The organism is Gordonia desulfuricans NBRC 100010 (assembly GCF_001485495.1).
GTDB classification, from domain to species: Bacteria; Actinomycetota; Actinomycetes; order Mycobacteriales; family Mycobacteriaceae; genus Gordonia; species Gordonia desulfuricans.
The window spans coordinates 1-26,564 of sequence record NZ_BCNF01000094.1; the positions used below are offsets into that span (position 1 = coordinate 1).

Genomic DNA, 26,564 nt, shown 5'->3' on the forward strand with positions numbered 1-26,564 from the left:
CCCACTGGGCGTTGGTGGTTGCGAACGTTGTCGGGTTGTGGGGTCTCGACACGGGTCCTCGCCCTGGGGGCTCGGTCCCGGCTCGACCATCGGAGGAGAGGGTCCGGCTCGGCAACCGGAGTGGCGGCCCGTCTCGATCATCAACCGGGCGTAGGTGGTTGAGTGCGAAACCCGGTTCAGTCAGGCAGGTCCGATGCCGCGGAGCGATCGAGGAACCAGACGGTCTCGGTGGTGCCGTGCGCACCGGCGCACGGCCAGTCGGCGGCGGCCGCGCCGGCATGTGCGGCGGCCACGGCCTGCGCCTTGTCGGCACCCGCCACGAGGAACCACACCGATGCCGACCGGTTCACCACCGGCAGGGTCAGGGTGATCCGGCGCGGCGGGGGTTTCGGTGAATCCTCCACCGCCACCACGGTCTTCGTGGTTTCTGCGGTCGCCGGGGTGTGTGGGAACAGCGAATTGATGTGTCCCTCGCCGCCCATGCCGAGCAGGTGCAGATCGAATGCCGGAGACGTGCCGTCGCCGGCCTCGGCGAGTACGGCGGCGTAGGCGTCGGCGGCGGCGCCGATGTCGTCGCCGAAGTCGCCGTCCGACGGCGCCATCGGGTGCACGCGCGCCGGTTCCACCGGCACCTTCGACAGCAAGGCGTCGACCGCCTGCCCGTGATTGCGCTCGGGATCGGCGGCGGGCACGAAACGGTCGTCGCCCCAATAGATGTCGACCTTCGACCAGTCGATGTCGCCGCTGTCGGCGGCCAGCGCAGCGAGGATCGCGATGCCGTTGGAGCCGCCGGTCAGCACCACCGAGGCGCTGCCGCGCTCACGTTGTGCAGTGGTCACCAGGTCGACGAAACGACGGGCGGCGGTGTCGACGAGGGTCTGCTTGTCCTCGAACACCAGGGTCTCGACGGTCACGATGCCGCTCCTTCTGCAGCCATCTGCACCGCACCGCGCAGGGCCAGCTCGTAGATCTCGTCGGTGTCCAGGCGCCGCAACTCCTCGGCCAGGCACACCGGCAGGTCACGATGCATCATGGCGACCTTGCCGTCCGGCTTGTCGGGCACCGAGATCACCGCGTTGCCGTTCTGGTCGATCGACAGCACCGTCGCTCCCTCTGGACGGTGCATCCGCACCTCGAAGCTGCCGATCTGTCGAGTCGTCGGCACCTCGAGGGTGCCCCGCAACCAGCCGGCGAGCAGATCGATACCAGGGGAGTGGGCGGGACCGGTCACGTCGACCGCGGTGATCGCGCTGTGCGGCGGACGGTCGATCGCCGATGCGAGCAGGGCACGCCAGTGCGTGATCTGTGTCCACGCGATGTCGGTGTCGCCGGGGCTGTAGCCGGCCAGACGACGTTCCAGCACGGTGTCGGGGTGTGCGGACTTGCTGGCATCGAGGATGCGACGCTTGCCGATGCGGCCCATCGGATCCGCCGACGGGTTCTCCGGCGCGGCGCCGGGCCACCACACCACGATCGGGCAGTCCGGCAGCAGGAACGGGGTGACCACACTGTGCGGCTGGTCGGCGAGCGGGCCCTGCATCGTCAGCACCACCACCTCCGATGCGCCGGCGTCGCCGCCGACACGCACCTGGGCGTCGAGTCGGGACTCGCCTTTGCGGCTGCCCGACGCCAACACGATCACCCGGCTCGGATGCTCGCTGCTGGCACCGATCGCCGCCTCGATCGCGGCCTCGGTGGGTTCACCGCGGTCGGCGACGACAACGAGGGTCAGCACCCGGCCGAGGCTGACGGCACCGCCGGCCTCCCGGAGCTCGACCATCTTCTTGGCGACGGCATTGGTGGAGGTCTCGGGAAGGTCGACGATCATCGCTGTCCTCTCGGGCGGGGAATGCGGTGGTCACGCAGGGAAGGGTGGACGGTCACGGACGCCGCCAGGTGCGGCCGGTGCGGGCCATCATGGCGTCGGCCGACTCGGGACCCCACGTACCGGACTCGTAGGTGTCGGGCTTGCCCTCCGACGCCCAGTGCTCGAGCACCGGATCGAGGATCTTCCACGCCAGCTCGACCTCGGCGTTCACCGGGAACAGCGACGGCTCCCCGAGCAGGACGTCCAGGATGAGCCGCTCGTAGGCCTCCGGGGACGCCTCGGTGAACGCGGTGCCATAGCTGAAGTCCATGTTGACGTCACGGACCTCCATACTCGACGCCGGCACCTTGGAACCGAAGCGCAAGGTGATGCCCTCGTCCGGCTGCACCCGGATGACCAGTGCGTTCTGCGACAGCTCCTCGGTCATCGTCTTGTCGAACGGCAGATGCGGTGCACGTTTGAACACCAAGGCGATCTCGGTGACCCGGCGACCCAGCCGTTTACCGGTGCGCAGATAGAACGGCACCCCGGCCCAGCGTCGTGAGTCCACCTCCAGGGCGATCGCGGCATAGGTCTCGGTGGTGGAGTCCTTGGCGAACCCCTCCTCGTCGAGCAGCCCGGACACCTGCTCGCTGCCCTGCCAGCCGGGACCGTACTGGCCGCGGGCGGTGTTCTCGTCGAGCGGCAGGATGTTGGTGGTCGCCGACAGCACCTTGATCTTCTCCGCCTGCAACTGCTTGGGCTCGAAGGAGATCGGCTCCTCCATCGCCACCAGCGCCATCAGCTGCAGCAGGTGGTTCTGGATGACGTCGCGGGCGGCACCGATACCGTCGTAGTACCCGGCCCGACCGCCGAGGCCGATGTCCTCGGCCATCGTGATCTGCACGTGGTCGACGTAGTGCGAACTCCACAGCGGATCGAACAGCTGGTTCGCGAACCGCAGCGCCAGGATGTTCTGGACGGTCTCCTTGCCCAGATAGTGGTCGATGCGGAACACCGACGACTCCGGGAACACGGCGTTGACGATCGAGTTGAGTTCCTTGGCCGACTCGAGGTCGTGACCGAACGGCTTCTCGATCACCACCCGGCGCCACTGATCTTCGGACTCGGTGGCCAGGCCGCTGCGCTGCAACTGCTCACAGACCGTCGGGAAGGCCTTCGGCGGAATCGACAGGTAGAAGGCGTGATTGCCGTCGGTGCCGCGCGCCGCGTCGAGGTCGAGCAGGGTCTTCTTCAGCCGGACGAATGCGTCGTCGTCGTCGAAGGACCCCTGGACGAAGCGGAATCCCTCGGACAGTCGCTCCCAGACCTCCTCGCGGAAGCCGGTGCGGGCGTGCTGACGGACCGCGTCGTGGACGATGGAGGCGAAATCCTCGTCCTCCCAATCGCGTCGGGCGAACCCGACGAGGGCGAACGACGGCGGCAGCAGCCCCCGGTTGGCGAGATCGTAGACCGCAGGCATGAGCTTCTTGCGGGCGAGGTCGCCGGTGACCCCGAAGATGACCAGACTGCACGGACCTGCGATCCGGGGGAGCCGCTTGTCGCGGCGGTCGCGGAGCGGATTCTTCCAGGTCTCGGAGGTGCTGCCGCCCACGCGATCAGCCCTGCTTCGCCGCGTCGAGCTGGGCGGTGGTGGCGTCGAGGAGCTCGTTCCAGGCGTCCTCGAACTTGCTGACGCCCTCGTCCTCGAGGACGGTGAACACGTCGTCGAAGTCGACGCCGGCCGCGGCGACCGCGAGGAACACCTCGTGCGAGGACAGATCCTGACCGATGATCGACTCGGTGTTCACCCAGCCGTGGTCGGCGAAGGCATCCATGGTCTTGCCGGGCATGGTGTTGACCGTGTTCGGTGCGACCAGCTCGCTGACGTACAGGGTGTCGGGGAACTCGGGGTTCTTGGTGCCGGTCGACGCCCACAGCGCGCGCTGCGGGTTGGCGTTCAGCTTCGCGAACCGCTCACCGCTCTCGAAGATCTCCTGGTATGCGGCGTAGGCGAGGCGGGCGTTGGCCAGGGCGGCCTTGCCGCGCAGGGCGAGGGCGGCGTCGGAGCCGATGGCCTCGAGGCGCTTGTCGATCTCGGTGTCGACGCGGGAGACGAAGAACGAGGCCACCGAGTGGATCGCGGAGACGTCGTGACCGGCCGCGGCGGCGGCCTCGATCCCGGCGAGGTAGGCGTCCATCACACCGCGGTAGCGCTCCACCGAGAAGATCAGGGTGACGTTGACGCTGATGCCCTCGGCGAGGACGCGGGTGATCGCGGGCAGACCGGCCTTGGTGGCCGGGATCTTGATGAGCAGGTTGGGGCGGTCGACGATCTTCCACAGTTCGATCGCCTGCTCGACGGTCTTGTCGGTCTCGTGTGCCAGCCGCGGATCGACCTCGATCGACACGCGGCCGTCGACGCCGTTGCTGGCGGCGTACACGGGTGCGAGGACGTCGCATGCCGAGCGCACGTCGTCGGTGGTGATGGTCCGGATGGTGCTGTCGACGTCGGCGTCGCGGGCGGCGAGCTCGTTGATCTGCGCATCGTAGGTGCGGGTCTTGGAGATCGACGCCTGGAAGATCGACGGGTTGGTGGTCACACCGACCACCGACTTGGTGTCGATCACTTCCTGGAGACCACCGGAGGTGATCAGGTCACGCGACAGGTCGTCCAACCACACCGAGACTCCGGCGGCGGACAATTCGGCGAGTTTCTCGTTCTGGGTCACGGTTCTCTCCTGATGTTCTCGCCACCGCACCGGGTTGGGCGGCGACGACGATATGGGGACGGACGTGTGTGTGAAGTTGTGGTGCGGTCCCGGGCCGGCGGACGGATCTCGTCGCCGGCCCGGGACCTGCGGGGCCGGCTAGGCTCCGGTGACTCGCTCGGCGGCGGCGACGACGGCCTCGGCGGTCAGGCCGAACTTCTCGAACAGCACCTTGTAGTCGGCGGATGCGCCGAAGTGCTCGAGCGAGATGATCGCGCCGGTGTCGCCGACGATCCGGTACCACGGCATCGCGACGCCGGCCTCGACGGAGACCTTCGGCAACGACGGCGGCAGCACCGAGTCGCGGTAGGACTGCGGCTGCTCGAAGAACCACTCGAAGCACGGCATCGACACGACGCGGGCGGCGATGCCCTTGTCGGCGAGTGCGGCCTGCGCCTCGACGGCGATCTGGACCTCGGAGCCGGTGCCGATCAGCACGACCTGGGCGTCACCCTCGGGCTCGCTCAGGACGTAGGCGCCGGCGGCGACACCCTCGTAGGAGGTGCCCTCGAGCACCGGCACACCCTGACGGGTCAGGCACAGGCCCACCGGATGATCGCGGCGGGTCAGCAGGTGACGCCAGGCGTGGGCGGTCTCGTTGGCGTCGGCCGGCCGCACCACGTCGAGGTTCGGGATGGTGCGCAGGGCGGCGAGATGCTCCACCGGCTGATGGGTCGGGCCATCCTCGCCCAGGCCGATCGAGTCGTGGGTCCAGACGTAGATCGGGTCGATCTCCATCAGCGCGGCCAGACGCACCGCCGGACGCATGTAGTCGGCGAACTGCAGGAAGGTGCCGCCGTAGGCGCGGGTCGGTCCGTGAAGGGCGATACCGGACAGGATCGAACCCATCGCGTGCTCGCGGATACCGAAGTGCAGGGTGCGGCCGTAGGGGTTCGCGGTCCAGGTGTCGGTGGAGATCGACGCCGGACCGAACGACTCGGCACCGTCCATGGTGGTGTTGTTGGAGCCGGCGAGGTCGGCCGAACCGCCCCACAGCTCGGGCAGGACCGGGGCCAGTGCCGAGAGCACCTTGCCCGATGCGGCGCGGGTGGCGGTCGCCTTGCTGCCGGGCTCCCAGGTCGGCAGCGCGTCGGTCCAGCCGGCGGGCAGCTCGTGGGCGGTCAGCCGGTCGAAGAGGGCCTTGCGCTCGGGGTTGGCCGCGGCCCAGGCGTCGAAGCCGGTCTGCCACTGCTGATGGGCCTCGGCGCCGCGCTCGACGAGCTTGCGGGTGTGGCCGATCACCGCGTCGGAGACCTCGAACTCCTTCTCCGGGTCGAAGCCGAGCACCTTCTTGGTGGCGGCGACCTCGTCGGCGCCGAGCGCCGAGCCGTGGATGCCGCCGGTGTTCATCTTCTTGGGCGCCGGGTAACCGATGATGGTGCGCAGCACGATCAGCGACGGGCGGTCGGTGACCGCACGGGCCTCGGCGACCGCGGCCTCGATGGCGGTGACGTTCTCGCCGCCGTCGACGTGCACGACGTGCCAGCCGTAGGCCTCGTAACGCTTGGCGGTGTCCTCGCTGAGGGCGATCTTGGTGTCGTCCTCGATCGAGATGTGGTTCTTGTCGTAGAAGACGATCAGGTTGCCCAGTTCCTGGGTGCCGGCCAGCGACGACGCCTCGGAGGTGACGCCCTCCTCGATGTCACCGTCGGAGGCGATGACATAGATGGTGTGGTCGAACGGGCTGGTGCCGGGGGCGGCGTCCGGATCGAACAGGCCGCGCTCGTAGCGGGCGGCATAGGCCATGCCGACCGCCGAGGCGAGTCCCTGGCCGAGCGGGCCGGTGGTGATCTCGACACCCTTGGTGTGGCGGTACTCGGGGTGACCGGGGGTCAGCGAGCCCCAGGTGCGCAGTGCCTCGAGGTCACCGAGCTCCAGGCCGAACCCGCCGAGGTAGAGCTGGATGTACTGGGTGAGGCTCGAATGGCCGCACGACAGGACGAAGCGGTCGCGTCCGACCCACTCGGGATCGGACGGATCGTGGCGCATCACCCGCTGGTACAGGGTGTAGGCCAGGGGAGCGAGGCTCATCGCCGTGCCCGGGTGGCCGCTGCCGCATCGCTGCACGGCGTCGGCGGCGAGGATGCGTGCGGTGTCCACCGCACGGGTGTCGACCTCGCTCCAGTCGTCGGGGTGAACCGCCGTGGTGAGTTCGCGGATCTGATCTGTGTCGGCCACTGTCCTGCAGTCTCCTGTGCCTATTCGGATGCGGGTTGCTGGTGATGTGATCGCACGTCGGGGCGGAGCGGTTCGGTCGATGCCGACCGCCGGTGTCCGTGCGGATGGTGGATCGACGTTGACGAAGTTCCGGGTGCATCGACCCGGGACTCCGGTGGACGTCGGAGAGACCTCACGGGTCCCAGAGTAATGGCCCGGGTCCCCGCCGGTCACGCGGGCGGTTCCAGTGCTGCCGCAATCGTCGTCTCGGCGGCCGGGGTGCCCCGCGATTCTCGGATCGCGAGGGCCACGGTCTACCATGCTCTGTAGTAGCCGCGGCACGCTGTTCTATCGGTTCTGTCAACTGCCTGGACGTGTCGCCGGCCCCGGGTCTACGGCCGTCGGTTGTCCGCCGATCGGCACAGCCAAGGCACGCGGGTCGCAACGGCCGGGCAGGCGAGGAGTCGACGTGAGGATTGGGGAACGTGTGAGTGGAGAGGGCGCCGCAGCGTCCCAGCACACCCCCAGCCCCGAGAGCGTGGCGACCGATCCGGGTCCGCAGTCACTGGGTGCTCGCATCCGGGGGACCGTGCTGGCCTACATCGCGTTGACCAAGCCGCGGGTGATCGAGCTGCTGCTGGTGGCGACGATCCCGGTGATGTTGCAGGCCGATCGCGGCCACGTCGACATCGGGGTCATCCTGTTCACCCTGCTCGGCGGGTGGCTCGGTGCCGGTAGCGCCAACACGCTGAACATGGTCGTCGACGCCGACATCGACAAGAAGATGCGGCGGACCGCTCGCCGGCCACTTGCACGTCAGGCCGTGAGGACCGGTCACGCACTGGTCTTCGGCCTGGTGCTGTGGGTCGCGTCGTTCCTGGTGTTGTTCTTTGCCGCGAACCTGCTCAGCGCCCTATTGGTGACCGTCACGATCGGTTTCTACGTCGGCGTCTACACCATGATCCTCAAGCGCCGGACCTGGCAGAACGTGGTCTGGGGTGGCGCAGCCGGCTGTATGCCGACCCTGGTCGGCTGGGCCGCGGTGACCGGTTCGCTGAGCTGGCAGCCGATCGTGCTGTTCCTCGTCATCTTCTTCTGGACGCCGCCGCACACGTGGGCACTGGCCATGCGCTACCGCGAGGACTACCGGGCGGCCGGCGTGCCGATGCTGCCGGTGATCGCCTCCGACGAGCGCGTCACCCGTCAGATGCTCTTCTACACCTGGGCGACGGTGATCGCGTCGCTGGTGCTGGTACCGGCCGCGAGCTGGATCTACGCCGCGGTCGCGGTGCTGGCCGGCGGATGGTTCGTCGAGCGGGTCACCAAGCTCTACCGCGACACCCGCAACGGTGCCGAGGTGGCCCCGCTGAAGATCTTCCTGCAGTCCAACGAGTACCTCGCCCTGCTGTTCTGCGGCCTCGCGATCGATGCGGTCGTCAACCTCCCGACCATCGCGTCCCTGTTCTGATCCGAGACGCGTCCGATCCGACGCGCGTTCTCCGGAACGACTTCGACGACGAGCGGCCGCCGGCAGAAGCCGGCGGCCGCTCGTCGTCGTGAGGGTTCTAGTTGGGTACGAGCACCGTCGACCCGGTGGTGGCGCGTGATTCCAGATCGGCGTGCGCCTGGCCGGCGTCGGCGAGGCGGTAGCGCTGGCCCACCCGCACGTCGAGGCCGTCGGCCACCGCGCCGAGGTACTCCGATGCCCGCCACGCGAGCTCGTCGGGGTCGGCGATGAAGTGCGCGAGGGTCGGCCGGGTCACCGACAACGACCCCTCGGTGTTGAGGCGCTGCAGGTCGAAGGGCGGGACCGGGCCGCTGGCCGCACCGAAGAGCACCACCGTTCCGCGCAGGCGGGTGGCCGCCAGGGACTGGTCGAAGGTGCTGGCCCCGACCCCGTCGTAGGTGACCTGTACGCCCTTGCCGTCGGTGAGCTCGCGCACCTGGGCCACCAGGTCGTCGCCGTAGCGCAGTACGTGGTCGGCGCCGGCCGACGCCGACAACTCGGCCTTGGCGTCGGTGGACACCGTGGTGATCACCCGGATGCCCTTACGCTTGGCCAGCTGGGTCAGGATCAGGCCCACCCCGCCGGCGCCCGCGTGCATCAGGACGGTGTCGCCGGCGACGGGATGGGCACTGCCGTCCAGGAGATAGTGGGCGGTCAGGCCGCGCAGCAACGAGCTGCCCGCGACCTCGTCGGGGACGCCGTCGGGGATGGCCACCGCCCGGTCGGCGGACACCGCGACGAGTTCGGCATAGGACCCGTTGGTGTCGCACCAGCAGACCCGGTCGCCGGGCGCGAACGCGGTGACCTCGGCGCCCACCGAGATCACCTCACCGGCGCCCTCGGTACCGGGGACATACGGGGGCTGTGACGGGTAGAGACCCCGCCGCAGATAGGTGTCGATGAAGTTGACGCCGACCGCGCCCGTCCGGACCAGCAGTTCACCGGGACCGGGGATGGGGTCGTCGATGGTGCCGTAGCCGAGGACGTCGGGTCCGCCGTGTCGGGTTACCTGGACAGCGTGCATGTCCCTGTTCTACACGGCCGACCCTGCCCGGCGGGACCGCGGTGGGTGGGTGATCACACGGCGGGACCGGGGGTGGGTGGATACGGCGTGGTGGGTGGGCACCCCGGGGGTCGGGGTGCCCAGCCCGCCGGGACTAGGCGGTCGGGATCGCGGGTGTGACCGGCGGTTCGACCGACCAGGGGAAGTTGATCCACTTGTCGGTGCTGCGCCAGCAGTAGTCGGGCACGGTGATGGTGTGCGGCTTGCGGTAGATCACCGCATTGCGGACCTCGGCGACGCGGCCCTGCTGCTCGCAGAACTCGTCGACCAGCGCGAGGGTCTTGCCGGAGTCGGCGACGTCGTCGACGACGAGTACCTTCTGGTCGTGCAGGCCGCTGCTCTCCAGCAGGGACGGCAGCATCACCGGCTCGGCGAGGGTCTCTCCGACGCCGGTGTAGAAGGCGACGTTGAGCGAGATCATCAGCTTGCAGTCGAGGGCATAGGCGATGGCGCCGGCCGGGATCAGGCCGCCGCGGGCGATGCCGAGGATGATGTCGGGGACGAAGCCGTCGTCGGCGACCTGCTGGGCCAGTTCGCGGCACGCCTGGCCGTTCATCTCCCAGGTGAGGATCTCACGTTCGGAAAGAGGGGGTGCTTCCATGCGACCACTGTGCCAAGTCCGGTGCCCACACACCGAATCGAGTGACGTATCCGTCCCTGCGGGCACGGCGTCGCTGTGACCTGGGTCCCGATGACGTCGGCGATCGGCGCTCTGCCTGCGGTGTCGAGGATCGCCGCCGGTATGCTCTGGGACCATGAGCAGCCAGCCCGACACCCAGACCACCGAGGCCGAGCCCGCACCGGTTGCCGTGCCGCGTGAAGTGGTCGCCTCGATCGAGAAGTTCGTGAGCCGCGAGGGCGGATCGGCCACCGCGGTGCTGCAGGCGATCGGTGCCGCCGGTGTCCGGATCACCCTGGTGGGTGAGAAGGGCGGAATCCTGGGTGACCGCGTGGTGGCCGACGAGGCGACCGCCAAGGCCGTCGTCGACGCCGTCGCCGGGGTCGAGGTGGGCGAGTGGGACCGCGACCTCGTGTCGTCGGTGGACGTCAAGCCGGGCCACTACAAGCAGATGGCGGGATGGGTTGCCGGCCAGAAGCGTTTCCCGAAGCCGCGCAACCGCGCGATCCTCTGACGTTCCGACGTGATGGCCCGGCGCCGCCGGGCCCGAGCGACCCCGGATCTGAACCGCGCCGGTCCTCGATCGTGCCCGGTCCGCATCAACGAGTCCATTGCGACGAGAAGGGCGCCCACTCGATCCGAGTGGGCGCCCTTCTCGTCGCTATGGGGCCTGGAGCTCAGGCTCCGGCGGGGGCCAGGGTGCCCGCATCGTGTGGCGCGCGTTCGCTGAGCCCGAACCACAACACCAGCCAGGTCGCGCCGATGAGCAGCAGGCCGCTGCCGAGCATGTGCAGCAGGACCAGCAGGATCGGCAGGTCGGTGAAGTACTGGACCATGCCGATGATGCCCTGCAGCACCAGCAGCCCGAAGAAGGTCAGTGCGGCCCGCGACTGCGGCATCTGCAACACCCGCGTGAGCACCAGGATGGCGATCGCCACACCGATCAGCACGAACACCGCGTCGGCATGCAGCTGGGTGGTCTGCGACGGGGTGAGCCCGTTGCGCGGCGCCTCGGTGTCGCCGGCGTGCGGCCCGGAACCGGTCACCACGGTGCCCAGGTAGATCGACACCCAGGTGAGCAGGTAGGCGATCCACGACAACGCCCGGCCCAGGCGCGGAAGCGCGCCGGTCGGGCCGAGTTCACGGGGATACGGACTGGTCCGGAAGACCAGCACGGTGGCACCGGAGACCAGCACCATCGACAGCACGAAGTGCAGCGAGACGACCCACGGGTTGAGGTCGGTGAGCACCGTGATGCCGCCGATCACGCCCTGGAACGGGATGCCGAGCGCGATCAGGGTGATCAGGGTGCGGTCGCGGCGGGTCGACTCGGTGCGTCGCCACACGGCGGCCCAGGTCGCGATCGCGACGACGATCAGCACCCATGTGAGCATGCGATTGCCGAACTCGATCGCGCCGTGATAGCCGAGTGCCTGATGCGGCACGAACGAGGAGTCGGTGCACTGCGGCCAGGTGGGGCAGCCCAGACCGGAGCCGGTCAGGCGGACCGCACCACCGGTGACGACGATGCCGACGTTGGCGACCAGGTTGGCGATCGTCCAGCGGTGCACGAACCGTGCGGTGGGCCGGCCGAACCCGGGGATCCGGTCGAACCGGCCGGGGGCGGGCGGCGGGGAGTCGGACACCGGGTGCTCGGCACCGGTCTTCTCGGAAGTCGTCATTGGAATCGGAACCACCTCACAGCGAGCGAACCACCGATGGCCGCCCAGATCAGCAACACGACCACGCCGACGACGTCGAAGCCGCCGTGGGTCGCCTGTTCGAGAGTTTCGGTCAGCGCCCCCGACGGGATGCACCGGGCGACCCACCACACCGCGGCGGGCACCCGGTCCTGCATGACCGTGATGCTGCCGACGCCGACCATGGCGAACCAGAGCAGATTCGCCAGGGCCAGGACCACCTCGGCCTTGAGGGTGCCGCCGAGCAGCAGTCCGAGCGTGGCGAAGGTCACGGTGCCGATCGCGATGGCGACCGCACCGAGGACCAGTCCGAGCAATCCGGGCCGCCAGCCGAAGCATGCGCCGATCCCGCCGATGATCAGGGACTGCAGGATCACCACGATCACCACGGCGAGGGATTTGCCCGCGATGATGCCCCAGCGGGGGATGGGGGTGGCACCGAGTCGTTTGAGGGCGCCGTAGCGGCGGTCGAAGCCCACCGCGATGGCCTGACCGGTGAACGCGGTGGACATCACCGCGACGGTCATGATCGCCGGGACGAAGGTCGCGGCGCGCTCGGCGGTGGTGGAGCCGAGGCTGGTGTCCAGCGGGAGCAGACACAGACCGATCAGCAGGGTGATCGGGATGAACATGGTGAGCAGCAGCTGTTCGCCGTTGCGCAGCAGCAACCGCAGTTCGAGGCGGGTCTGTGCGGCCAGCATGGCCGGCAGCGGGGCCGGGGCCGGGCGTGGGGTGAACGTGCCGGGCGGGAACCGGGGGGTGGTCGGTTCGGGTGCGCCGCGGTCGGTGACGGCGGTCATCGCAACGCCCTTCCGGTCAGGTCGAGGAACACGTCCTCGAGGCTGCGGGTCTCGACCCGCAGGTCGGTGGCCAGCACATTGATCCGGGCGCACCATGCGGTGACGGTCGCCGGGATCTGCGGCACGATCGCCCCCGCCACCAGATAGTTGCCGGGGGTGGGTTCGGAGCACAGATAGCCCTCGGGAAGGGCCAGCCGCAGCAGAGACAGGTCGAGGCCGCGGGGGGCGGTGAAGCGCAGTTCGTTCTCCGCGCCGCGGCTGGTCAGGTCGGCGGGTGTGCCGTCGGCCACCACCCGGCCGCGGTCGATGATCACGACGTGGTCGGCGAGTTCCTCGGCCTCGTCCATCAGATGGGTGGTCAGCAGTACCGACACCCCGTCGCCGCGCAAGCGGTCGATGATCTCCCACACCACCAGGCGTGCGTGGGCGTCGAGGCCGGCGGTCGGTTCGTCGAGGAACACCATCTCGGGGCGTCCGACGATCGCACACGCCAGCGACAGGCGTTGCTGCTGGCCGCCGGAGAGGCGTCGGAAGGGAGTGCGCGCGGCGTCGACCAGGCCGAGTGCGTCGAGCAGCCAGTCCGGGTCGAGCGGGTCGGCGGAGTAGGCGGCACACAACCGCAGCATCTCCTCGGCGCGGGCGCCGGGGTAGGCGCCGCCGCCCTGCAGCATCACACCGATCCGGCGGCGTAGCTCGTCGTTCTCGCGGCGCGGGTCGAGTCCGAGGACGCGGACGGTGCCGGCGTCGGCGGACTGGAATCCCTCACAGATCTCGACGGTGGTGGTCTTGCCCGCACCGTTGGGGCCCAGCAGGGCCAGCAGGGATCCGGGGGCGAGCTCGAGGTCCAGGCCGTCGACCGCGGTGCGGTCACCGAAGCTCTTGACCAGGCCTTCCACCCGTAGCGCGGGCTCTGCGGCCCGCCGCGACGCACCGGAGGTGACTCCGGCGGAGGTGCGTGCGGCCGGGGAGCCGTCTGGGTGACGATCGGTCATCGGACCGTCGCTGGACGGCGGGGAGGTCGCGCTACGCACACCCGTCAGAGTATTCCCTGCGCTCGCACAAGCGAAAACGCCGCCCGCCGGTGGGCGATGTCACCCCTCAGGTCCCGGAGACGGTTCGGTCGCCGTCGGCGTCGGCCGACCTGCGGCGTCGTAGGCGACGCCACGGCCAGTCCTCGAAGAACAGCGCGGTCATCACCGCGACCATGATCACACCGGCGAGCAGTCCCTGCGCGAGGACCACGCCGCTGGTGTTGGAGCTGGTCGGCATCACCACGATGGCGATGATGGCGGTGACGGCGATGGTGGAGATGCGGAACCACGGCCGGGTGGCCCACGCGGCGAGCGGGATGACCGCCCACAGCAGGTACCAGGCCTGGACGAACGGGAAGAAGACCACCACGGTCGCCATGGACACGCCGAGCGCGCCGAGCGGGTGCAGGCGTCCGGCCAGTGCCGCGAGCATCCACCGGATCACGAAGATCGCGGCGACCAGCTCGCCGAGCGGGCGGACGACGTCGAGCAGGGCCTGGGTCTGGTCACCGAGCCCCAGATAGATCCCGAGCCGGCCGGTCGTCACCGAGGCCAGGGTGGGCAACGACATCCACGACCGCACGATCGCACCGGTCGACGTGGTCGACAGCCAGCCGAAGCCCAGACCGGAGGCCAGGGCCACGAGCAGCATCACCACCAGCAGCACCACCGCCATCAGGGCCGCCGACGCGGTCAGGGTGTACACCGTGGTCCGCGAGCGCGACCACCACTGCCGCACCGGTGCCCCGCGCAGCGAGGGCAGGGTGGCGCCCCAGCGTCTGGCCAGGGCGATGCCGAGGAAGCCGAGCGCGAGGATCGAGGTGACCTTGACCAGTGCACTGAGTGCGACGACGGCGGTGCCCGCGAGCAGCAGCCAACCCGCCCGCGACGGCAGCGGCCGGCCCTCAAGGCGTAACGATTCGGTGCCGTACACCGCCCGGAACGCCAGCTCCAGGCCGACGAGCATCATGCCGAGCATCAGGGACTCGTTGTGGATCCCGCCGACGAGATGCAAGATCACCAGCGGATTCATCGCACCCAGCCAGAGTGCGGCGACGGGCGAGACACCGCACCTGCGGGCCAGGCGGGGTAGTGCCCACACGATCAGTGCCAGACCGATCAGGGCCACGACGCGGTGCAGGAAGATCGCCGCGGTGATGCTGTCGCCGGTGACCGCGGTGATGCCCTTGCCGATCCAGAGGAAGAACGGACCGTAGGGCGCGGGGGTGTCGCGCCACAGATTCGGCACCGACCGGGTCAGGACGTTCTCCACGCCGAGCCCCCGCAGCGGACTCACCTTGTACGGATCCATGCCGTGGTAGGCGATGGCGCTCTGCGCGAGATAGGAGTAGACGTCCTTGCTGAGCAGGGGTGGGGCGACGATGATCGGCGCGATCCACACCAGCAGCGTGCGATCGGCCTGCGCACGCGTCATGCGGCGTTCCGGGCTCCGGCCGTGCAGCACCTCGACACCGAAGCGGCCGACCGCGAACCGCCCGAGCAGCAGCCACGCGACCACGAGCATGATCGTGCCGCCGATGGACAGCGTGAGCGCGGTGCTCCACATCCGGGACGGCAGGGAGAGCACCCGCATCCCGGCGACCGGGTTCTGCAGGACCGGGATCTGTCCGGTGGCCAGCGACCCGATCAGCAGCAGCACCGATCCGGTGGCGCCGAACAGTTTGATCCGCAGCAACCGGCGGTTCTCGTCGGCGGTCAGCGGCCCGGCGTCGCGTTCCCGATCGTGCAGCTTGGCGACGCTGACGCCGTAGTCGCCACGTCGGTCGACGCCCGGGGCATCCGACTTGGCCGGCTTCGTCAGTCCCACGTGGTCGAGCACGCGGCGCAGCCTCGGGGCACGACGCATCACTGTGGTTTCTGGCACACGACGACTGTAGTGGGTGGCCCGATGACGTGGATCGATGGTCGGTTCGAGCCCGCTCCCGCCGAGGGTCCGCGCCGATCCGGCAGGTGGGCTAAGGGCACCCTTCCTGGAACCGGGGAATCAATTACGTCACACTTGCGTTGTGAAAACCATGCCGAGCGATGTCGAGCCCACAGTCGACGCTGCCCATCATGGTGTCAACCACCCCGATGGGCAGACCCGCGCCGCGGTCGTGGCCCTCCTCGTCGAGGACGGACCGCTCACCGCGGGCGAGATCGGCGAGCGTCTCGGGATCTCTGCGGCGGGGGTGCGCCGGCACCTCGACGCGCTGACCGCGGCCGGCGACGTGCAGACCGCCCAGGGCAGTTTCGGACAGCGCGGTGGCCGGGGACGTCCGGCCAAGTGGTTCCAGCTGACGCCGTCCGGGCGGGGCAAGTTGCGGCACGCCTACGACGACCTCGCCGGTGCCGCGATGCGCAAACTCCGTGATGTCGCCGGATCGGATGCCGTCGAGTCGTTCGCCCGGGAACGGATCGAGGGGATCGTCGCCGAGGTCACCCCGGCCGACGGTCCCGACGCGGTACCGACCACGGTGCAGGGCATCGCCGACGCGCTGACCGGTGCCGGGTACTCGGCCAACACGCGGGTCGTCGGATCGGGTATCCAGATCTGCCAGCACCACTGCCCGGTCGCGCACGTGGCCGCGGAGTTCCCCGAACTCTGCGAGGCCGAGACCGCGGTGTTCACCGAACTGCTCGGCACGCACGTCCAGCGCCTGGCGACCATCGCCAACGGCGACTGCGCCTGTACCACCCACGTACCGCTGCCGCATCCGGTACCGCTGTCGGCTCCGGATCCACCGCCCGACGGTGCCACGTCCACCACCCGCACCAACCCCACGAACACCCCAGAAGAACCGAGCGATGCACAGCCCGCATCCGCCCGGACCGCCACGAGTCGAAAGGCCTCGCGATGACAGTCACCGATCCCACCGTGACACCCGGCAAGGCGGCACCGCTGTCGCAGGAGGAGACCATTGCCTCCCTCGGCCACTACGGCTACGGCTGGGCCGACTCCGACGCCGCGGGTGCCAGCGCGCAGCGCGGACTGTCGGACGCCGTGGTCACCGACATCTCCGGCAAGAAGAACGAGCCGGAGTGGATGCTCGAGCAGCGGCTCAAGGCGCTGAAGATCTTCGATCGCAAGCCCATGCCGCACTGGGGCGCCGAGCTCGACGGCATCGACTTCGACAACATCAAGTACTTCGTGCGGTCCACCGAGAAGCAGGCCACGTCCTGGGAGGAACTGCCCGAGGACATCAAGAACACCTACGACCGGCTGGGTATCCCGGAAGCGGAGAAGCAGCGTCTGGTCGCCGGTGTCGCCGCGCAGTACGAGTCCGAGGTGGTCTACCACCAGATCCGTGAGGACCTCGAGGCCAAGGGCGTCATCTTCCTCGACACCGACAGCGGTCTGCGTGAGCACCCGGAGCTGTTCCGCGAGTACTTCGGTTCGGTCATCCCGGCCGGCGACAACAAGTTCTCCGCGCTGAACACCGCCGTCTGGTCGGGCGGATCGTTCATCTACGTCCCGCCGGGCGTGCACGTCGACATCCCGCTGCAGGCCTACTTCCGGATCAACACCGAGAACATGGGCCAGTTCGAGCGCACCCTGATCATCGTCGACGAGGGCGCCTACGTGCACTACGTCGAGGGCTGCACCGCGCCGATCTACAAGACCGACTCGCTGCACTCGGCGGTCGTCGAGATCATCGTGAAGAAGGGTGGCCGCTGCCGGTACACCACCATCCAGAACTGGTCGAACAACGTCTACAACCTGGTCACCAAGCGCGCCAAGGCCGAGGCCGGCGCCACCATGGAGTGGATCGACGGCAACATCGGTTCCAAGGTCACGATGAAGTACCCGGCCGTGTGGCTGACCGGTGAATACGCCAAGGGCGAGGTGCTCTCGGTGGCGTTCGCCGGCGAGGGACAGCACCAGGACACCGGTTCCAAGATGGTGCACCTCGCGCCGAACACCTCGAGCAACATCGTCTCCAAGTCGGTGGCCCGGGGCGGCGGCCGCGCCTCGTACCGCGGTCTGATCAAGATCAACCACGGTGCGCACGGCAGCCGCTCGACGGTGAAGTGTGATGCGCTGCTGGTCGACACCATCTCGCGCAGCGACACCTACCCGTATGTCGACATCCGTGAGGACGACGTCACGATGGGCCACGAGGCGACCGTCTCGAAGGTCAGTGACGACCAGTTGTTCTACCTGATGAGCCGCGGCCTCACCGAGGACGAGGCGATGGCGATGGTGGTGCGCGGCTTCGTGGAGCCGATCGCCAAGGAACTGCCGATGGAGTACGCACTCGAACTCAACCGGCTGATCGAACTGCAGATGGAAGGAGCGGTCGGCTGATGGCGGACCCCGTGAACACCCAGGCCGAGACCGTCTCCGGTGGGGCACCTGTCACCGACAACGCGGCCGTCGCACTGAACAAGGGTGAGCTGTTCACCTCGTTCGACGTCGACGCCTTCGAGATCCCCAGCCCGCGTGAGGAGGCGTGGCGGTTCACCCCGTTCCGCCGGTTGCGCGGCCTGCACGACGGCACCGCCAAGGCCACCGCACAGGCCGGCGTCACCGTCGAGGGCGTCTCCGACGGCGTGATCGTGGAGACCGTCGAGCGCACCGACGCGCGCCTGGGCCAGGCCGGCGTCCCGTTCGACCGGGTCGCCGCCCAGGCGTACTCGTCGTTCGACGACGCCACCATCGTGACCGTCGCCAAGGAGACCGAACTCAGCGAGCCGGTGACCGTCACGATCACCGGGGCCGGGGTCGACGAGGTGTCCTACGGGCACCTGCAGATCCGCCTCGAACCGTTCGCCCGCGCCGTCGTCGTGATCGACCAGAAGGGCAGCGGCACCTACGCGGAGAACATCGAGTTCGTCGTCGCCGATCAGGCGTCGCTGACCGTGGTCAACGTGCACGACTGGGAAGACGATGCCGTGCACGTGGCCGCCCACCACATCAAGGTCGGTCGCGACGCGGTGGTCCGCCACTTCGCGATCAGCCTCGGTGGCAACCTGGTCCGGCTCTCGCCGATCATCCACTACGACGCCCCCGGCGGTGACGTGGAGATGTGGGGCCTGTACTTCGCCGACGCCGGACAGCATCTCGAGCAGCGTCTGCTCGTCGACCACAGCCAGCCGCACTGCCGCTCCAACGTGATCTACAAGGGAGCGCTGCAGGGCGACGGCACCGACCGGTCGCGCGAGGCCCACACGGTGTGGATCGGTGACGTCCTGATCCGGCCCGAGGCCGAGGGCACCGACACCTTCGAACTCAACCGCAACCTGGTGCTCACCGACGGCGCCCGCGCCGACTCGGTACCCAACCTGGAGATCGAGACCGGTGAGATCGTCGGTGCCGGACATGCCAGTGCCACCGGCCGGTTCGACGACGAGCAGTTGTTCTACCTGCAGGCCCGCGGTATCCCCGAGGAGCAGGCCCGCCGCCTGGTGATCCGCGGCTTCTTCGGCGAGATCATCGCCAAGATCGCGGTGCCGGCCCTGCGTGAGCGTCTCGAGGCCGCCGTCGAGGCAGAGCTCGAGCACGCCGGCGCCTGACGCCACCCACACCACCACACACAGCCCAGAGATCAGCAAGGAAACATCCGTGAGCACACTCGAGATCCGTGACCTCCACGTCAACGTCGCCCAGACCGACGCCGACGCCGAACCCATCAACATCCTCAAGGGTGTCGACCTGACCGTGAAGTCCGGCGAGACCCACGCGATCATGGGCCCCAACGGCTCCGGCAAGTCCACCCTGTCGTATGCGATCGCCGGTCATCCCAAGTACGAGGTCACCTCCGGGTCGATCACCCTCGACGGTGAGGACGTGCTGGAGATGAGCGTCGACGAGCGTGCCCGCGCCGGACTGTTCCTCGCGATGCAGTACCCGGTGGAGGTTCCTGGCGTCTCGATGTCGAACTTCCTGCGGACCGCCGCCACCGCCGTGCGCGGCGAGGCCCCCAAGCTGCGCCACTGGGTCAAGGAGACCAAGGAGGCGATGACCGCGCTGGAGATCGACCCGTCGTTCGCCGAGCGCAGCGTCAACGAGGGATTCTCCGGTGGAGAGAAGAAGCGCCACGAGATCCTGCAGCTGGACCTGCTCAAGCCGAAGATCGCGATCCTCGACGAGACCGACTCCGGCCTCGACGTCGACGCGCTGCGCGTGGTCAGCGAGGGCGTCAACCGGTACAAGGAGCGCGAGAACGGCGGCCTCCTGCTGATCACGCACTACACCCGCATCCTGCGCTACATCAAGCCCGACTACGTGCACGTCTTCGTCAACGGCCGCGTCGTGGAGTCGGCCGGCCCCGAGCTGGCCGACGAGCTGGAGGAGAACGGCTACGTGCGGTTCACCTCGGCTGCCGCTGCCGGCTGACCTCACCGCCCTGCAGCACCCAGCCCACTCTCAAGCAGGAGGAACCGTGACCCTTTCGGCCGACACGGTTGGTACGCACCCGGCCACCACGTTCGACGTCGACGCGGTGCGCGCGGATTTCCCGATCCTCGCGCGCACCGTCCGCGACGACAAACCGCTGGTGTACCTCGACTCCGGGGCCACCTCGCAGCGTCCGTTGCAGGTACTCGACGCCGAACGGGATTTCCTGGTCACCCGCAATGCGGCGGTGCACCGTGGTGCGCATCAGCTGGCCGAGGAGGCCACCGACGCCTATGAGCAGGCGCGCGAGAAGATCGCCCGCTTCGTCGGTGCCACCGCCGATCAGCTGGTGTTCACCAAGAACGCCACCGAATCGCTGAACCTGGTCACCTACACCCTCGGCGACGACCGGTCGGGGTCGGTGCTGGGCGGCAAGCCGCTCGGTGCCGGCGACACCGTGGTCATCACCGAACTCGAGCATCATGCGAATCTCGTTCCGTGGCAGGAACTCTGCCGCCGGACGGGTGCCACTCTGCGGTGGTACGGGGTCACCGACGACGGCCGGATCGACCTGGACTCGCTGGAACTCGACGACACCGTCAAGGTGGTCGCGTTCACCCACCAGTCCAATGTGACCGGTGCCGTCGCCGATGTTGCGGAGCTGGTGCGTCGAGCACGTGCGGTCGGCGCGCTGGTGGTGCTCGACGCCTGCCAGTCGGTGCCGCACATGGCGGTCGACTTCACCGCACTCGACGTCGACTTCGCGGCGTTCTCCGGACACAAGATGTTCGGTCCCTCCGGGGTCGGCGTGCTGTACGGGAAGAGCGAGCTGCTCGAGGCACTGCCGCCGTTCCTGACCGGCGGATCGATGATCGAGACGGTCTCGATGGAGGTCTCCACCTACGCCCCGCCGCCGCAGCGGTTCGAGGCGGGCGTGCCGATGACCTCGCAGGTCGTCGGGCTCGGTGCCGCCGTCGACTATCTGTCGGTGCTCGGGATGAATGCGGTCGCCGAGCACGAGCACACCCTGGTCGCCCACGCTCTCGACACCCTCGGGGGGATCGGTGGACTGCGGATCATCGGCCCGACGACCACCGAGAACCGTGGCGGTGCCGTGTCGTTCGTGGTCGACGGGATCCACGCCCACGATCTCGGGCAGATCCTCGACGACGAGGGCGTCGCCATCCGCGTCGGGCATCACTGCGCGTGGCCGCTGCATCGCCGGTTCGGTGTCGCCGCGACCGCGAGGGCCTCCTTCGCGGCGTACAACACCGTCGCCGAGGTGGATGCGCTGGCCGCCGCGATCGTGCGGGCCCAGGAGTTCTTCGGGGTGTCGCGCTGATGCGGATGGAACAGATGTACCAGGACGTCATCCTGGATCACTACAAGCATCCGCACGGTCGTGGACTGCGTGCGCCGTTCGGTGCCGAGGTCCATCACGTCAACCCGACGTGCGGTGACGAGGTCACCCTGCGGGTAGCGCTGTCCGACGACGGACGCACGGTCACCGACATCTCCTACGACGGCCAGGGCTGCTCCATCTCACAGGCCTCCACCTCGGTGCTCTACGACCAGGTGGTCGGTGAGCACCTCGAGACGGCGATGGCCACCCTCGACTCGTTCACCGCGATGATGACCTCGCGCGGCGAGGACGAGGGCGACGAGGAGATCATCGGTGACGGCATCGCCTTCGCCGGGGTCAGCAAGTATCCGGCACGGGTCAAATGCGCCCTGCTGGGATGGATGGCGTTCAAGGACGCGTTGGCACAGACGGTCGATGCGGCCGGAGCGGAACGAGCGGAGACGGCATGAGCGAGAACACCACCACTTCTGAGACCCCGACCACCGAGGCCGGGGTCGCCACCGACACACCGACAACAGACACAGCAACCACGGATCAGGCAACCACGGATCCGGCGAGCACCCCTGCCGCCACCCCGGCGCCGGTCAGCACCTCGTTGCCGCTGCTCGAGGACGTGGAGGAGGCGATGCGTGACGTCGTCGACCCCGAACTCGGCATCAACGTGGTGGACCTGGGTCTGGTGTACGGCATCGAGATCACCGACGACGCCGTCGCCAAGATCGACATGACGCTCACCTCGGCTGCCTGCCCGCTGACCGATGTGATCGAGGACCAGTCGCGCGGCGCCCTGGTCAGCAGCGGACTGTGCACGGACATGGAGATCAACTGGGTGTGGCTGCCGCCGTGGGGTCCGGACAAGATCACCGACGACGGCCGCGAGCAGTTGCGTGCCCTCGGGTTCACCGTCTGAACCCCCGGTCGGCGAGTCCCGGGTCGAACGGATGATCCGGGAGGCCACCGAACGCGGCGACTTCGACGATCTGCCGGGACTCGGGAAACCGTTGAACCTGGCCGGTCTCGACGACCCGGACTGGTGGGCCAAGCAGAAGATCCGCGAGGAAGAACTCGACTCGTCGGTCCTGCTGCCGCCCACCCTGCAACTACGCAAGGAGCGCGACGCGTTCCCGGAGTCGTTGCGCGGTATCGCCGACGAGCAGGCGGTGCGCACGATCCTCGAGGACTTCAACCGCCGGGTCCGTCAGGACCGGCTGCGGCCGTCGATGGGGCCGCAATCGCATGTCATCGCGCGGACGATCGACGTCGGCGAGATGCTCGCCCGATGGCGTGATCTACGCGGCTGACCGAACGCAGCACCGTCCGGCGACCGCTGGCGTCGAGGGTGCCGAACACCCGCGCCATCGTGGTGAGGGTGCCGGCCAGGTCGGCACGGTCGCTGAGGTAGGCGCGCTGCGCGGGCGGTGGTAGTGACAGGAATGCGTCGAAGAAGTCGACGGTCTGGGCCGGATCGAGGTCGAGCAGCACCCCGAGTCCGGCGACCCGCAGCCGCCACACCGCCCGCGCCCGCGCCGGCCACATCACCGACACCGCATCGGAACCGGCGACGATCGCAGCGGCGACGTCGTCGGCGGCGGTGAGCATCGCGGCCACCCCGTAACCGGTGGTCGGGTTCAGCAGTCCACCGGCGGCACCGTGCCGCAGCGGCCGGCATCGCCACGGACGCAGGGTCGCCCCGAGCATGGGGAACGACACCCGTTCGGTGTGCCCGGCGTGTCGCGAATCGATGCCGGTACCCGCCAGACGACGCGAGAGCCGTTGGGCCAGTTCGGCGATCGTCACGGCCGGATCGCCGACCAGACATGTCTCCTCGAGCAGTGTGCGATCATCGGCCACCGGGACCGCGTAGAGGAACGACGGTGCCGGACCGTCGGCATCCCACGAATCCTCCGATTGCGGTGCGCGCCAATCCATCAGCACCGCCTCGGCGTCCCCGATCGCCGTTCGTGCCGCCGCCGTGGGCACCACGACGCCGAAGGCCGTCTGGCGTGGGCGGGGGCGCCCGGTCGGTCCGCGGCAGTCGATCACATGTGTCGCACCCAGCACTCGTCCGTCGTCGAGCACCACATGGTGTTCGGCGACCTCCCGTGCCCGGGCGGTGATCACGGTCGCGTCGTCGACGGCCAGGGATCGTTGCAGGCCGTCGGTGTGGAACACGGTGTAGGAGCGATCGATCCGGATCGGGCGGTGCGCGTGGGCGGCGATCGCCGCGGTGGTCGCGGCGATCGCCTCGGGGTGCACCCAGCCGGGCAGTTCGTCGGTCCACGCGGCGTAGGTCGGTGTCCAGGACCGCGTGGGATGCGGGTCGACGAGGGTGGTCGCGACGCCGTGGCGGATCAGCCGGTGCGTCAGGCTGCGACCGGCGGGTCCGGCACCCACCACGACGACCGTCGGATCGTCGGTGAACCGTGGGTGGCCGGGCACCGTCAGAGTGCGCCGGTGGCGAGCAGGCCGCCGTCGACGCGCAGGGTCTCCCCGGTGATCCACGATGCCTGCTCGCTGACGAGGAAGGCTGCGGCGGCGGCGATGTCGGCGGGGACGCCGAGCCGGCCGAGCGGATAGCGGGCGATGGCCTCGGCCTCTTTGTCGCCGCTGATCAGCACATCGGCGAACTTCGTCCGCACGATGGCGGGTGCGATCGCGTTGACCCGGATGCGCCGCGGTCCCAGTTCCCAGGAGAGTTCCTCGGTGAGTCGGATCAGCGCCGCCTTGGATGCGCCGTAGGCGGCGATCGAGCCGGTCGAGCGCAGCCCGGCCACCGATGCGACGTTGACCACCGCACCGCCGGTCTCGGCCATACCCGCCCGGTAGGCTTCCTGGACGTAGCCGAGGGCTGCGACGACGTTGGTGTCGAAGGTCTTGCGGACCGCACCGAGGTCGGCGTCGATCAGGGGGCCGGCGGTCGGGGCGATCCCGGTGTTGTTGATCAGGATGTCGATGCCGCCGTGGGATACGGCCGCGGCCACCGCTTCGGCCCGGTGCCCGGCGTCGCCGGTGTTGCCTGCGACGGCGAGCGCCCGGGCTCCGGGAACGGCGTCGCGGATCTCCTGGACGGCGGCCTCGAGCGGTTCGGGTTTGCGTCCGGTGATCACCACGGCGGCGCCGCGGCGGGCGAGTTCGGTGGCGATGGCCAGGCCGATGCCCCGGCTGGCGCCGGTGACGACAGCCGATCGGCCGGTCAGGTCAGGGGTCGGGAATCCGGTGGTCTCGGTCACGTCGTCACCCTATCCGGCCGCCTCGGGGTGGGTCGCGGATCCACGCGCAGAACCTGTCAATATACTTAGCCTAACCTTATGGTCGAGACTCGGCCGGTGCGTTCGTGGTAGTGGATTTCGCGGTGGCGGAACCGGGGAGGAGTGGCCGAGTGCGGCCGACAGTGGGGGTGGTGATCCCGGTGTACCACAGCGCTCCGTACATTCGGGGATCTGTGGAATCTGTTCTGACGCAGACATATCCGGTCGACCAGATCGTCCTCGTCGACGATCGTGGCGACGACGACTCGATCGAGATCGCGCAGCGGGTGCTGGCCGAGTACGGCCGCGAGCACATTCTGATCACCCAGCCGAGCAATGGGGGGCTCGGGCGGGCGAGGAACACCGGACTGGCGGCGCTGACCACCGACCTGGTGTGGTTCCTCGACAGCGACGACGAGGCGGAGCCGGACTTCGTCGACCGGTTGGTGTCGGTACTCGTCGAGGCCGACGCCCAGATCGCGGTGGCGCGCACCCGGCGGGTCGACATCGACGGGTACACGCTGGGTATCGACGAGGCCGAGCCGCGCCATGCCGTGCTGAGCGGGGAACGCTACGCCCGCGAGATCCTGTGCGGCCGCGCCAAGGCGTATGCCTGCACCAAACTGTTCCGCCGCGAGATCCTCGGCGAGCGTCCGTGGGCGCAGGACCAGGCCTATGAGGACTTCGCGAGCACCCTGGCGCTGGCCCTTTCGGTCCCACGGGTGGCCACCGTCGCCGACCCGCTCTACCGGTACCTGTACCGCGAGGGGTCGCTGTCGACCGCGCTGAGCGAGTCCACCTTCGATCTGTTCACCGTCGAGGACCAGGTACACGACCTCCTGCGGTCGAGGCTGGGGGACCGCCGCTGGAACCGCGAGTACGTCGGCTTCCGGTACCGCGAGGTGCTCACCTCGGTGGCCCATGTCGCCATGCGGGCCGCACACGCGGGTGGGCAGACACCGTTGTCGCGTCGTGCCGTGGACCGGGTGCGCGGTGACATCGCGCTGCGGGATCTGACCGCCCTGTGGGCGGGGCGGCGTTACCGGCAGATGGTGTTCGCGGTGATGGTGAAGTTCACCCCCAGGCTGTATTCGACGGTGCTGCAATGGCGTTGACCGATTCACCGTTGCTGACCGTGCTGATCCCGGTCTACAACGCCGCCCCCTACATCGTGGCCGCGGTGCGCTCGGTGCTCTCGCAGGGCGTCGACGATCTCGAGGTGCTGATCGTCGACGACGGCTCGACCGACGGGTCCGTGGACGCCCTCGCCGAGATCGACGACCCTCGGGTGCGTGTGGTGTCGCAGCCCAACGGGGGACTGGTGTCGGCACTCAACCGGGGACTCGACGAGGTCCGCGGGGTGTTCCTGGCCCGGATGGACGCCGACGACCTGTGTGCACCCGGTCGGCTGCAGGCCCAACTGGACTGGTTCGCACAGCATCCCGATGCGGTCGTGTGTGGCACCGACTACGAACTGTTCGGCGCGATGTCCGGCCGCGTCCGGATGCCGAGGTCCGACGCTGCCTGCCGGCATCGGCTACTGCTCGCCGGCTGCCTGTGCGGGGCGTCGGCGATGATGCGCACCGAGGTCCTCCGGCGCACCGGAATCCGCTTCGACCCCGAGTTCACCCACGCCGAGGACTACGAGTTCTATGCCCGGCTCTCGGAGTACGGGGAGATCGGCAACATCCCGATGGTCGGCTATCTGTACCGGATTCACCCCGGTCAGGTCAGTGACCGCCACGCCGACGCACAGCGCGCCGCGCACCTGCGGATCGCGGCCGCGCACGCGGTTCGGGTGGGGGCGCGCCCGCTGCCCGATGCGGTGTTGTCGGATCTGCTGTGGCCCGATCGGGGCGGTGTCCTCCCCACCGCCGGTGTCTCGACGGTCGCCGCCGCCCGGGCACTGCTCCGCGACCCGGGCGTCGAGACCGCACGGTTCGGTGCCCGCCGGGTCCTGGAGGCGACCCTCGCCGCGCGCCGAGGCGAATGACGAGGCGTGGTCGAAACCTCAGACGGCCGAGTTCGTCGGCGTGACCACTTCGGAGGTGGTCGCTACAAGACGAATACTGCGGAGATTTCGACTCGGGTCCTCGCTTCGCTCGGTCCCGGCTCAATCATCGAGTGGTGCACGGTGGTTGAGCCGATGAGGAGCGGA

At 69.0% G+C, this 26,564-nt stretch carries 25 protein-coding genes; 12 read left to right on the forward strand and 13 right to left on the reverse strand.

The features are described 5' to 3' along the window. Window positions 1-176: 176 nt before the first annotated feature. The 5 genes from pgl to tkt all read right to left on the reverse strand — a co-directional run bounded on the left by pgl (window position 177) and on the right by tkt (window position 6,756). Window positions 177-914: a 6-phosphogluconolactonase gene (gene pgl / locus GD1_RS15585; protein WP_059038080.1), complete on the reverse strand. Its 738-nt coding sequence runs from the start codon at window positions 912-914 to the stop codon at window positions 177-179. Next, on the reverse strand, window positions 911-1,828 hold the full coding sequence (locus tag GD1_RS15590; protein ID WP_059038082.1) for a glucose-6-phosphate dehydrogenase assembly protein OpcA: 918 nt from the start codon (window positions 1,826-1,828) through the stop codon (window positions 911-913). The genes pgl and GD1_RS15590 overlap by 4 nt, the downstream gene beginning before the upstream one ends. A gap of 52 nt (window positions 1,829-1,880) precedes the next feature. Continuing rightward, window positions 1,881-3,422, reverse strand: coding sequence for a glucose-6-phosphate dehydrogenase (zwf, locus tag GD1_RS15595; protein ID WP_059038085.1), 1,542 nt, complete (start codon window positions 3,420-3,422; stop codon window positions 1,881-1,883). Window positions 3,423-3,426: 4 nt separating this feature from the next. Then, a complete protein-coding gene (tal, locus tag GD1_RS15600; protein WP_059038087.1) occupies window positions 3,427-4,539 on the reverse strand; it encodes a transaldolase in 1,113 nt (370 codons plus the stop codon). A 138-nt stretch (window positions 4,540-4,677) separates the two neighbouring features. Then, a complete protein-coding gene (gene tkt / locus GD1_RS15605; RefSeq protein WP_059038088.1) occupies window positions 4,678-6,756 on the reverse strand; it encodes a transketolase in 2,079 nt (692 codons plus the stop codon). 517 nt (window positions 6,757-7,273) lie between these two features. Here tkt and GD1_RS15610 point away from each other — a divergent pair. Next, window positions 7,274-8,203: a heme o synthase gene (locus tag GD1_RS15610; RefSeq protein ID WP_373855331.1), complete on the forward strand. Its 930-nt coding sequence runs from the start codon at window positions 7,274-7,276 to the stop codon at window positions 8,201-8,203. A gap of 97 nt (window positions 8,204-8,300) precedes the next feature. Here GD1_RS15610 and GD1_RS15615 read toward each other — a convergent pair whose 3' ends face one another. Next, complete coding sequence (locus GD1_RS15615) at window positions 8,301-9,266, reverse strand: quinone oxidoreductase family protein (RefSeq protein WP_059038092.1); 966 nt, start codon at window positions 9,264-9,266, stop codon at window positions 8,301-8,303. 133 nt (window positions 9,267-9,399) lie between these two features. Then, on the reverse strand, window positions 9,400-9,906 hold the full coding sequence (locus GD1_RS15620) for a phosphoribosyltransferase (RefSeq protein ID WP_020793481.1): 507 nt from the start codon (window positions 9,904-9,906) through the stop codon (window positions 9,400-9,402). A 154-nt stretch (window positions 9,907-10,060) separates the two neighbouring features. Between GD1_RS15620 and GD1_RS15625 the strand changes: the two genes are divergently transcribed. Then, window positions 10,061-10,438, forward strand: coding sequence for a hypothetical protein (locus GD1_RS15625; RefSeq protein ID WP_059038094.1), 378 nt, complete (start codon window positions 10,061-10,063; stop codon window positions 10,436-10,438). Between the two features lie 163 nt (window positions 10,439-10,601). On the opposite strand, the gene GD1_RS15630 is transcribed toward GD1_RS15625, so the two are convergent. The 4 genes from GD1_RS15630 to mptB form a co-directional block, all read right to left on the reverse strand. After that, the gene (locus GD1_RS15630; RefSeq protein WP_053776501.1) at window positions 10,602-11,606 is read right to left on the reverse strand and encodes a COX15/CtaA family protein; all 1,005 of its coding nucleotides are present in this window, start codon (window positions 11,604-11,606) and stop codon (window positions 10,602-10,604) included. Then, on the reverse strand, window positions 11,603-12,424 hold the full coding sequence (locus GD1_RS15635; protein WP_059038096.1) for an ABC transporter permease: 822 nt from the start codon (window positions 12,422-12,424) through the stop codon (window positions 11,603-11,605). Before GD1_RS15635 ends, GD1_RS15630 begins: the two co-directional genes overlap by 4 nt. Continuing rightward, on the reverse strand, window positions 12,421-13,416 hold the full coding sequence (locus tag GD1_RS15640) for an ABC transporter ATP-binding protein (protein WP_059038098.1): 996 nt from the start codon (window positions 13,414-13,416) through the stop codon (window positions 12,421-12,423). The genes GD1_RS15635 and GD1_RS15640 overlap by 4 nt, the downstream gene beginning before the upstream one ends. Window positions 13,417-13,522: 106 nt before the next feature. Beyond that, the gene (gene mptB / locus GD1_RS15645) at window positions 13,523-15,322 is read right to left on the reverse strand and encodes a polyprenol phosphomannose-dependent alpha 1,6 mannosyltransferase MptB (protein ID WP_059038100.1); all 1,800 of its coding nucleotides are present in this window, start codon (window positions 15,320-15,322) and stop codon (window positions 13,523-13,525) included. Window positions 15,323-15,491: 169 nt separating this feature from the next. On the opposite strand from mptB, the gene GD1_RS15650 reads away from it, so the two are divergent. The 8 genes from GD1_RS15650 to GD1_RS15685 are packed head-to-tail and all read left to right on the forward strand — an operon-like array spanning window position 15,492 to window position 22,459. Then, a complete protein-coding gene (locus GD1_RS15650) occupies window positions 15,492-16,316 on the forward strand; it encodes a helix-turn-helix transcriptional regulator (protein WP_053776504.1) in 825 nt (274 codons plus the stop codon). After that, entirely contained in the window at window positions 16,313-17,764 is a 1,452-nt protein-coding gene (gene sufB / locus GD1_RS15655; protein ID WP_059038102.1) for a Fe-S cluster assembly protein SufB, read from the forward strand. The genes GD1_RS15650 and sufB overlap by 4 nt, the downstream gene beginning before the upstream one ends. Further along, window positions 17,764-18,972, forward strand: a complete 1,209-nt coding sequence (sufD, locus tag GD1_RS15660) for a Fe-S cluster assembly protein SufD (protein ID WP_059038104.1) — start codon at window positions 17,764-17,766, stop codon at window positions 18,970-18,972. Before sufB ends, sufD begins: the two co-directional genes overlap by 1 nt. A 49-nt stretch (window positions 18,973-19,021) precedes the next feature. Further along, window positions 19,022-19,795: a Fe-S cluster assembly ATPase SufC gene (gene sufC, locus GD1_RS15665; RefSeq protein WP_020790818.1), complete on the forward strand. Its 774-nt coding sequence runs from the start codon at window positions 19,022-19,024 to the stop codon at window positions 19,793-19,795. Between the two features lie 46 nt (window positions 19,796-19,841). Further along, window positions 19,842-21,137, forward strand: a complete 1,296-nt coding sequence (locus tag GD1_RS15670) for a SufS family cysteine desulfurase (RefSeq protein WP_059038106.1) — start codon at window positions 19,842-19,844, stop codon at window positions 21,135-21,137. Next, on the forward strand, window positions 21,137-21,607 hold the full coding sequence (sufU, locus tag GD1_RS15675; protein ID WP_059038108.1) for a Fe-S cluster assembly sulfur transfer protein SufU: 471 nt from the start codon (window positions 21,137-21,139) through the stop codon (window positions 21,605-21,607). Before GD1_RS15670 ends, sufU begins: the two co-directional genes overlap by 1 nt. Beyond that, a complete protein-coding gene (locus GD1_RS15680; RefSeq protein ID WP_083534258.1) occupies window positions 21,604-22,068 on the forward strand; it encodes a metal-sulfur cluster assembly factor in 465 nt (154 codons plus the stop codon). Before sufU ends, GD1_RS15680 begins: the two co-directional genes overlap by 4 nt. A 31-nt stretch (window positions 22,069-22,099) precedes the next feature. Further along, window positions 22,100-22,459, forward strand: a complete 360-nt coding sequence (locus GD1_RS15685; protein WP_083534260.1) for a DnaJ family domain-containing protein — start codon at window positions 22,100-22,102, stop codon at window positions 22,457-22,459. Here GD1_RS15685 and GD1_RS15690 read toward each other — a convergent pair. Both GD1_RS15690 and GD1_RS15695 read right to left on the reverse strand, forming a co-directional pair. Continuing rightward, window positions 22,398-23,597: a lycopene cyclase family protein gene (locus GD1_RS15690; protein ID WP_059038112.1), complete on the reverse strand. Its 1,200-nt coding sequence runs from the start codon at window positions 23,595-23,597 to the stop codon at window positions 22,398-22,400. The genes GD1_RS15685 and GD1_RS15690 overlap by 62 nt on opposite strands. A gap of 2 nt (window positions 23,598-23,599) precedes the next feature. Further along, entirely contained in the window at window positions 23,600-24,388 is a 789-nt protein-coding gene (locus GD1_RS15695) for an SDR family oxidoreductase (protein ID WP_059038114.1), read from the reverse strand. Window positions 24,389-24,537: 149 nt separating this feature from the next. Here GD1_RS15695 and GD1_RS15700 point away from each other — a divergent pair, with 149 nt between their 5' ends. Further along, window positions 24,538-25,521 (forward strand): glycosyltransferase family 2 protein, encoded by a 984-nt coding sequence (locus GD1_RS15700; protein ID WP_059038117.1) that lies wholly within the window; start codon window positions 24,538-24,540, stop codon window positions 25,519-25,521. Beyond that, window positions 25,512-26,399, forward strand: a complete 888-nt coding sequence (locus GD1_RS15705) for a glycosyltransferase family 2 protein (RefSeq protein WP_059038119.1) — start codon at window positions 25,512-25,514, stop codon at window positions 26,397-26,399. The genes GD1_RS15700 and GD1_RS15705 overlap by 10 nt, the downstream gene beginning before the upstream one ends. Window positions 26,400-26,564: the final 165 nt, after the last annotated feature.

Excerpts from the sequence above, each read along its gene's own strand:
- GD1_RS15705 (WP_059038119.1), top strand. The coding sequence starts at position 25,512 with ATGGCGTTGACCGATTCACCGTTGCTGACCGTGCTGATCCCGGTCTAC.
- GD1_RS15635 (WP_059038096.1), bottom strand. The coding sequence starts at position 12,424 with ATGACCGCCGTCACCGACCGCGGCGCACCCGAACCGACCACCCCCCGG.
- GD1_RS15650 (WP_053776504.1), top strand. The coding sequence starts at position 15,492 with ATGCCGAGCGATGTCGAGCCCACAGTCGACGCTGCCCATCATGGTGTC.
- mptB (WP_059038100.1), bottom strand. The coding sequence starts at position 15,322 with ATGCGTCGTGCCCCGAGGCTGCGCCGCGTGCTCGACCACGTGGGACTG.
- GD1_RS15590 (WP_059038082.1), bottom strand. The coding sequence starts at position 1,828 with ATGATCGTCGACCTTCCCGAGACCTCCACCAATGCCGTCGCCAAGAAG.
- sufD (WP_059038104.1), top strand. The coding sequence starts at position 17,764 with ATGGCGGACCCCGTGAACACCCAGGCCGAGACCGTCTCCGGTGGGGCA.
- GD1_RS15680 (WP_083534258.1), top strand. The coding sequence starts at position 21,604 with ATGAGCGAGAACACCACCACTTCTGAGACCCCGACCACCGAGGCCGGG.
- sufU (WP_059038108.1), top strand. The coding sequence starts at position 21,137 with ATGCGGATGGAACAGATGTACCAGGACGTCATCCTGGATCACTACAAG.
- GD1_RS15630 (WP_053776501.1), bottom strand. The coding sequence starts at position 11,606 with ATGACGACTTCCGAGAAGACCGGTGCCGAGCACCCGGTGTCCGACTCC.
- GD1_RS15640 (WP_059038098.1), bottom strand. The coding sequence starts at position 13,416 with ATGACCGATCGTCACCCAGACGGCTCCCCGGCCGCACGCACCTCCGCC.
- GD1_RS15625 (WP_059038094.1), top strand. The coding sequence starts at position 10,061 with ATGAGCAGCCAGCCCGACACCCAGACCACCGAGGCCGAGCCCGCACCG.
- GD1_RS15615 (WP_059038092.1), bottom strand. The coding sequence starts at position 9,266 with ATGCACGCTGTCCAGGTAACCCGACACGGCGGACCCGACGTCCTCGGC.
- GD1_RS15620 (WP_020793481.1), bottom strand. The coding sequence starts at position 9,906 with ATGGAAGCACCCCCTCTTTCCGAACGTGAGATCCTCACCTGGGAGATG.
- GD1_RS15685 (WP_083534260.1), top strand. The coding sequence starts at position 22,100 with ATGATCCGGGAGGCCACCGAACGCGGCGACTTCGACGATCTGCCGGGA.
- sufB (WP_059038102.1), top strand. The coding sequence starts at position 16,313 with ATGACAGTCACCGATCCCACCGTGACACCCGGCAAGGCGGCACCGCTG.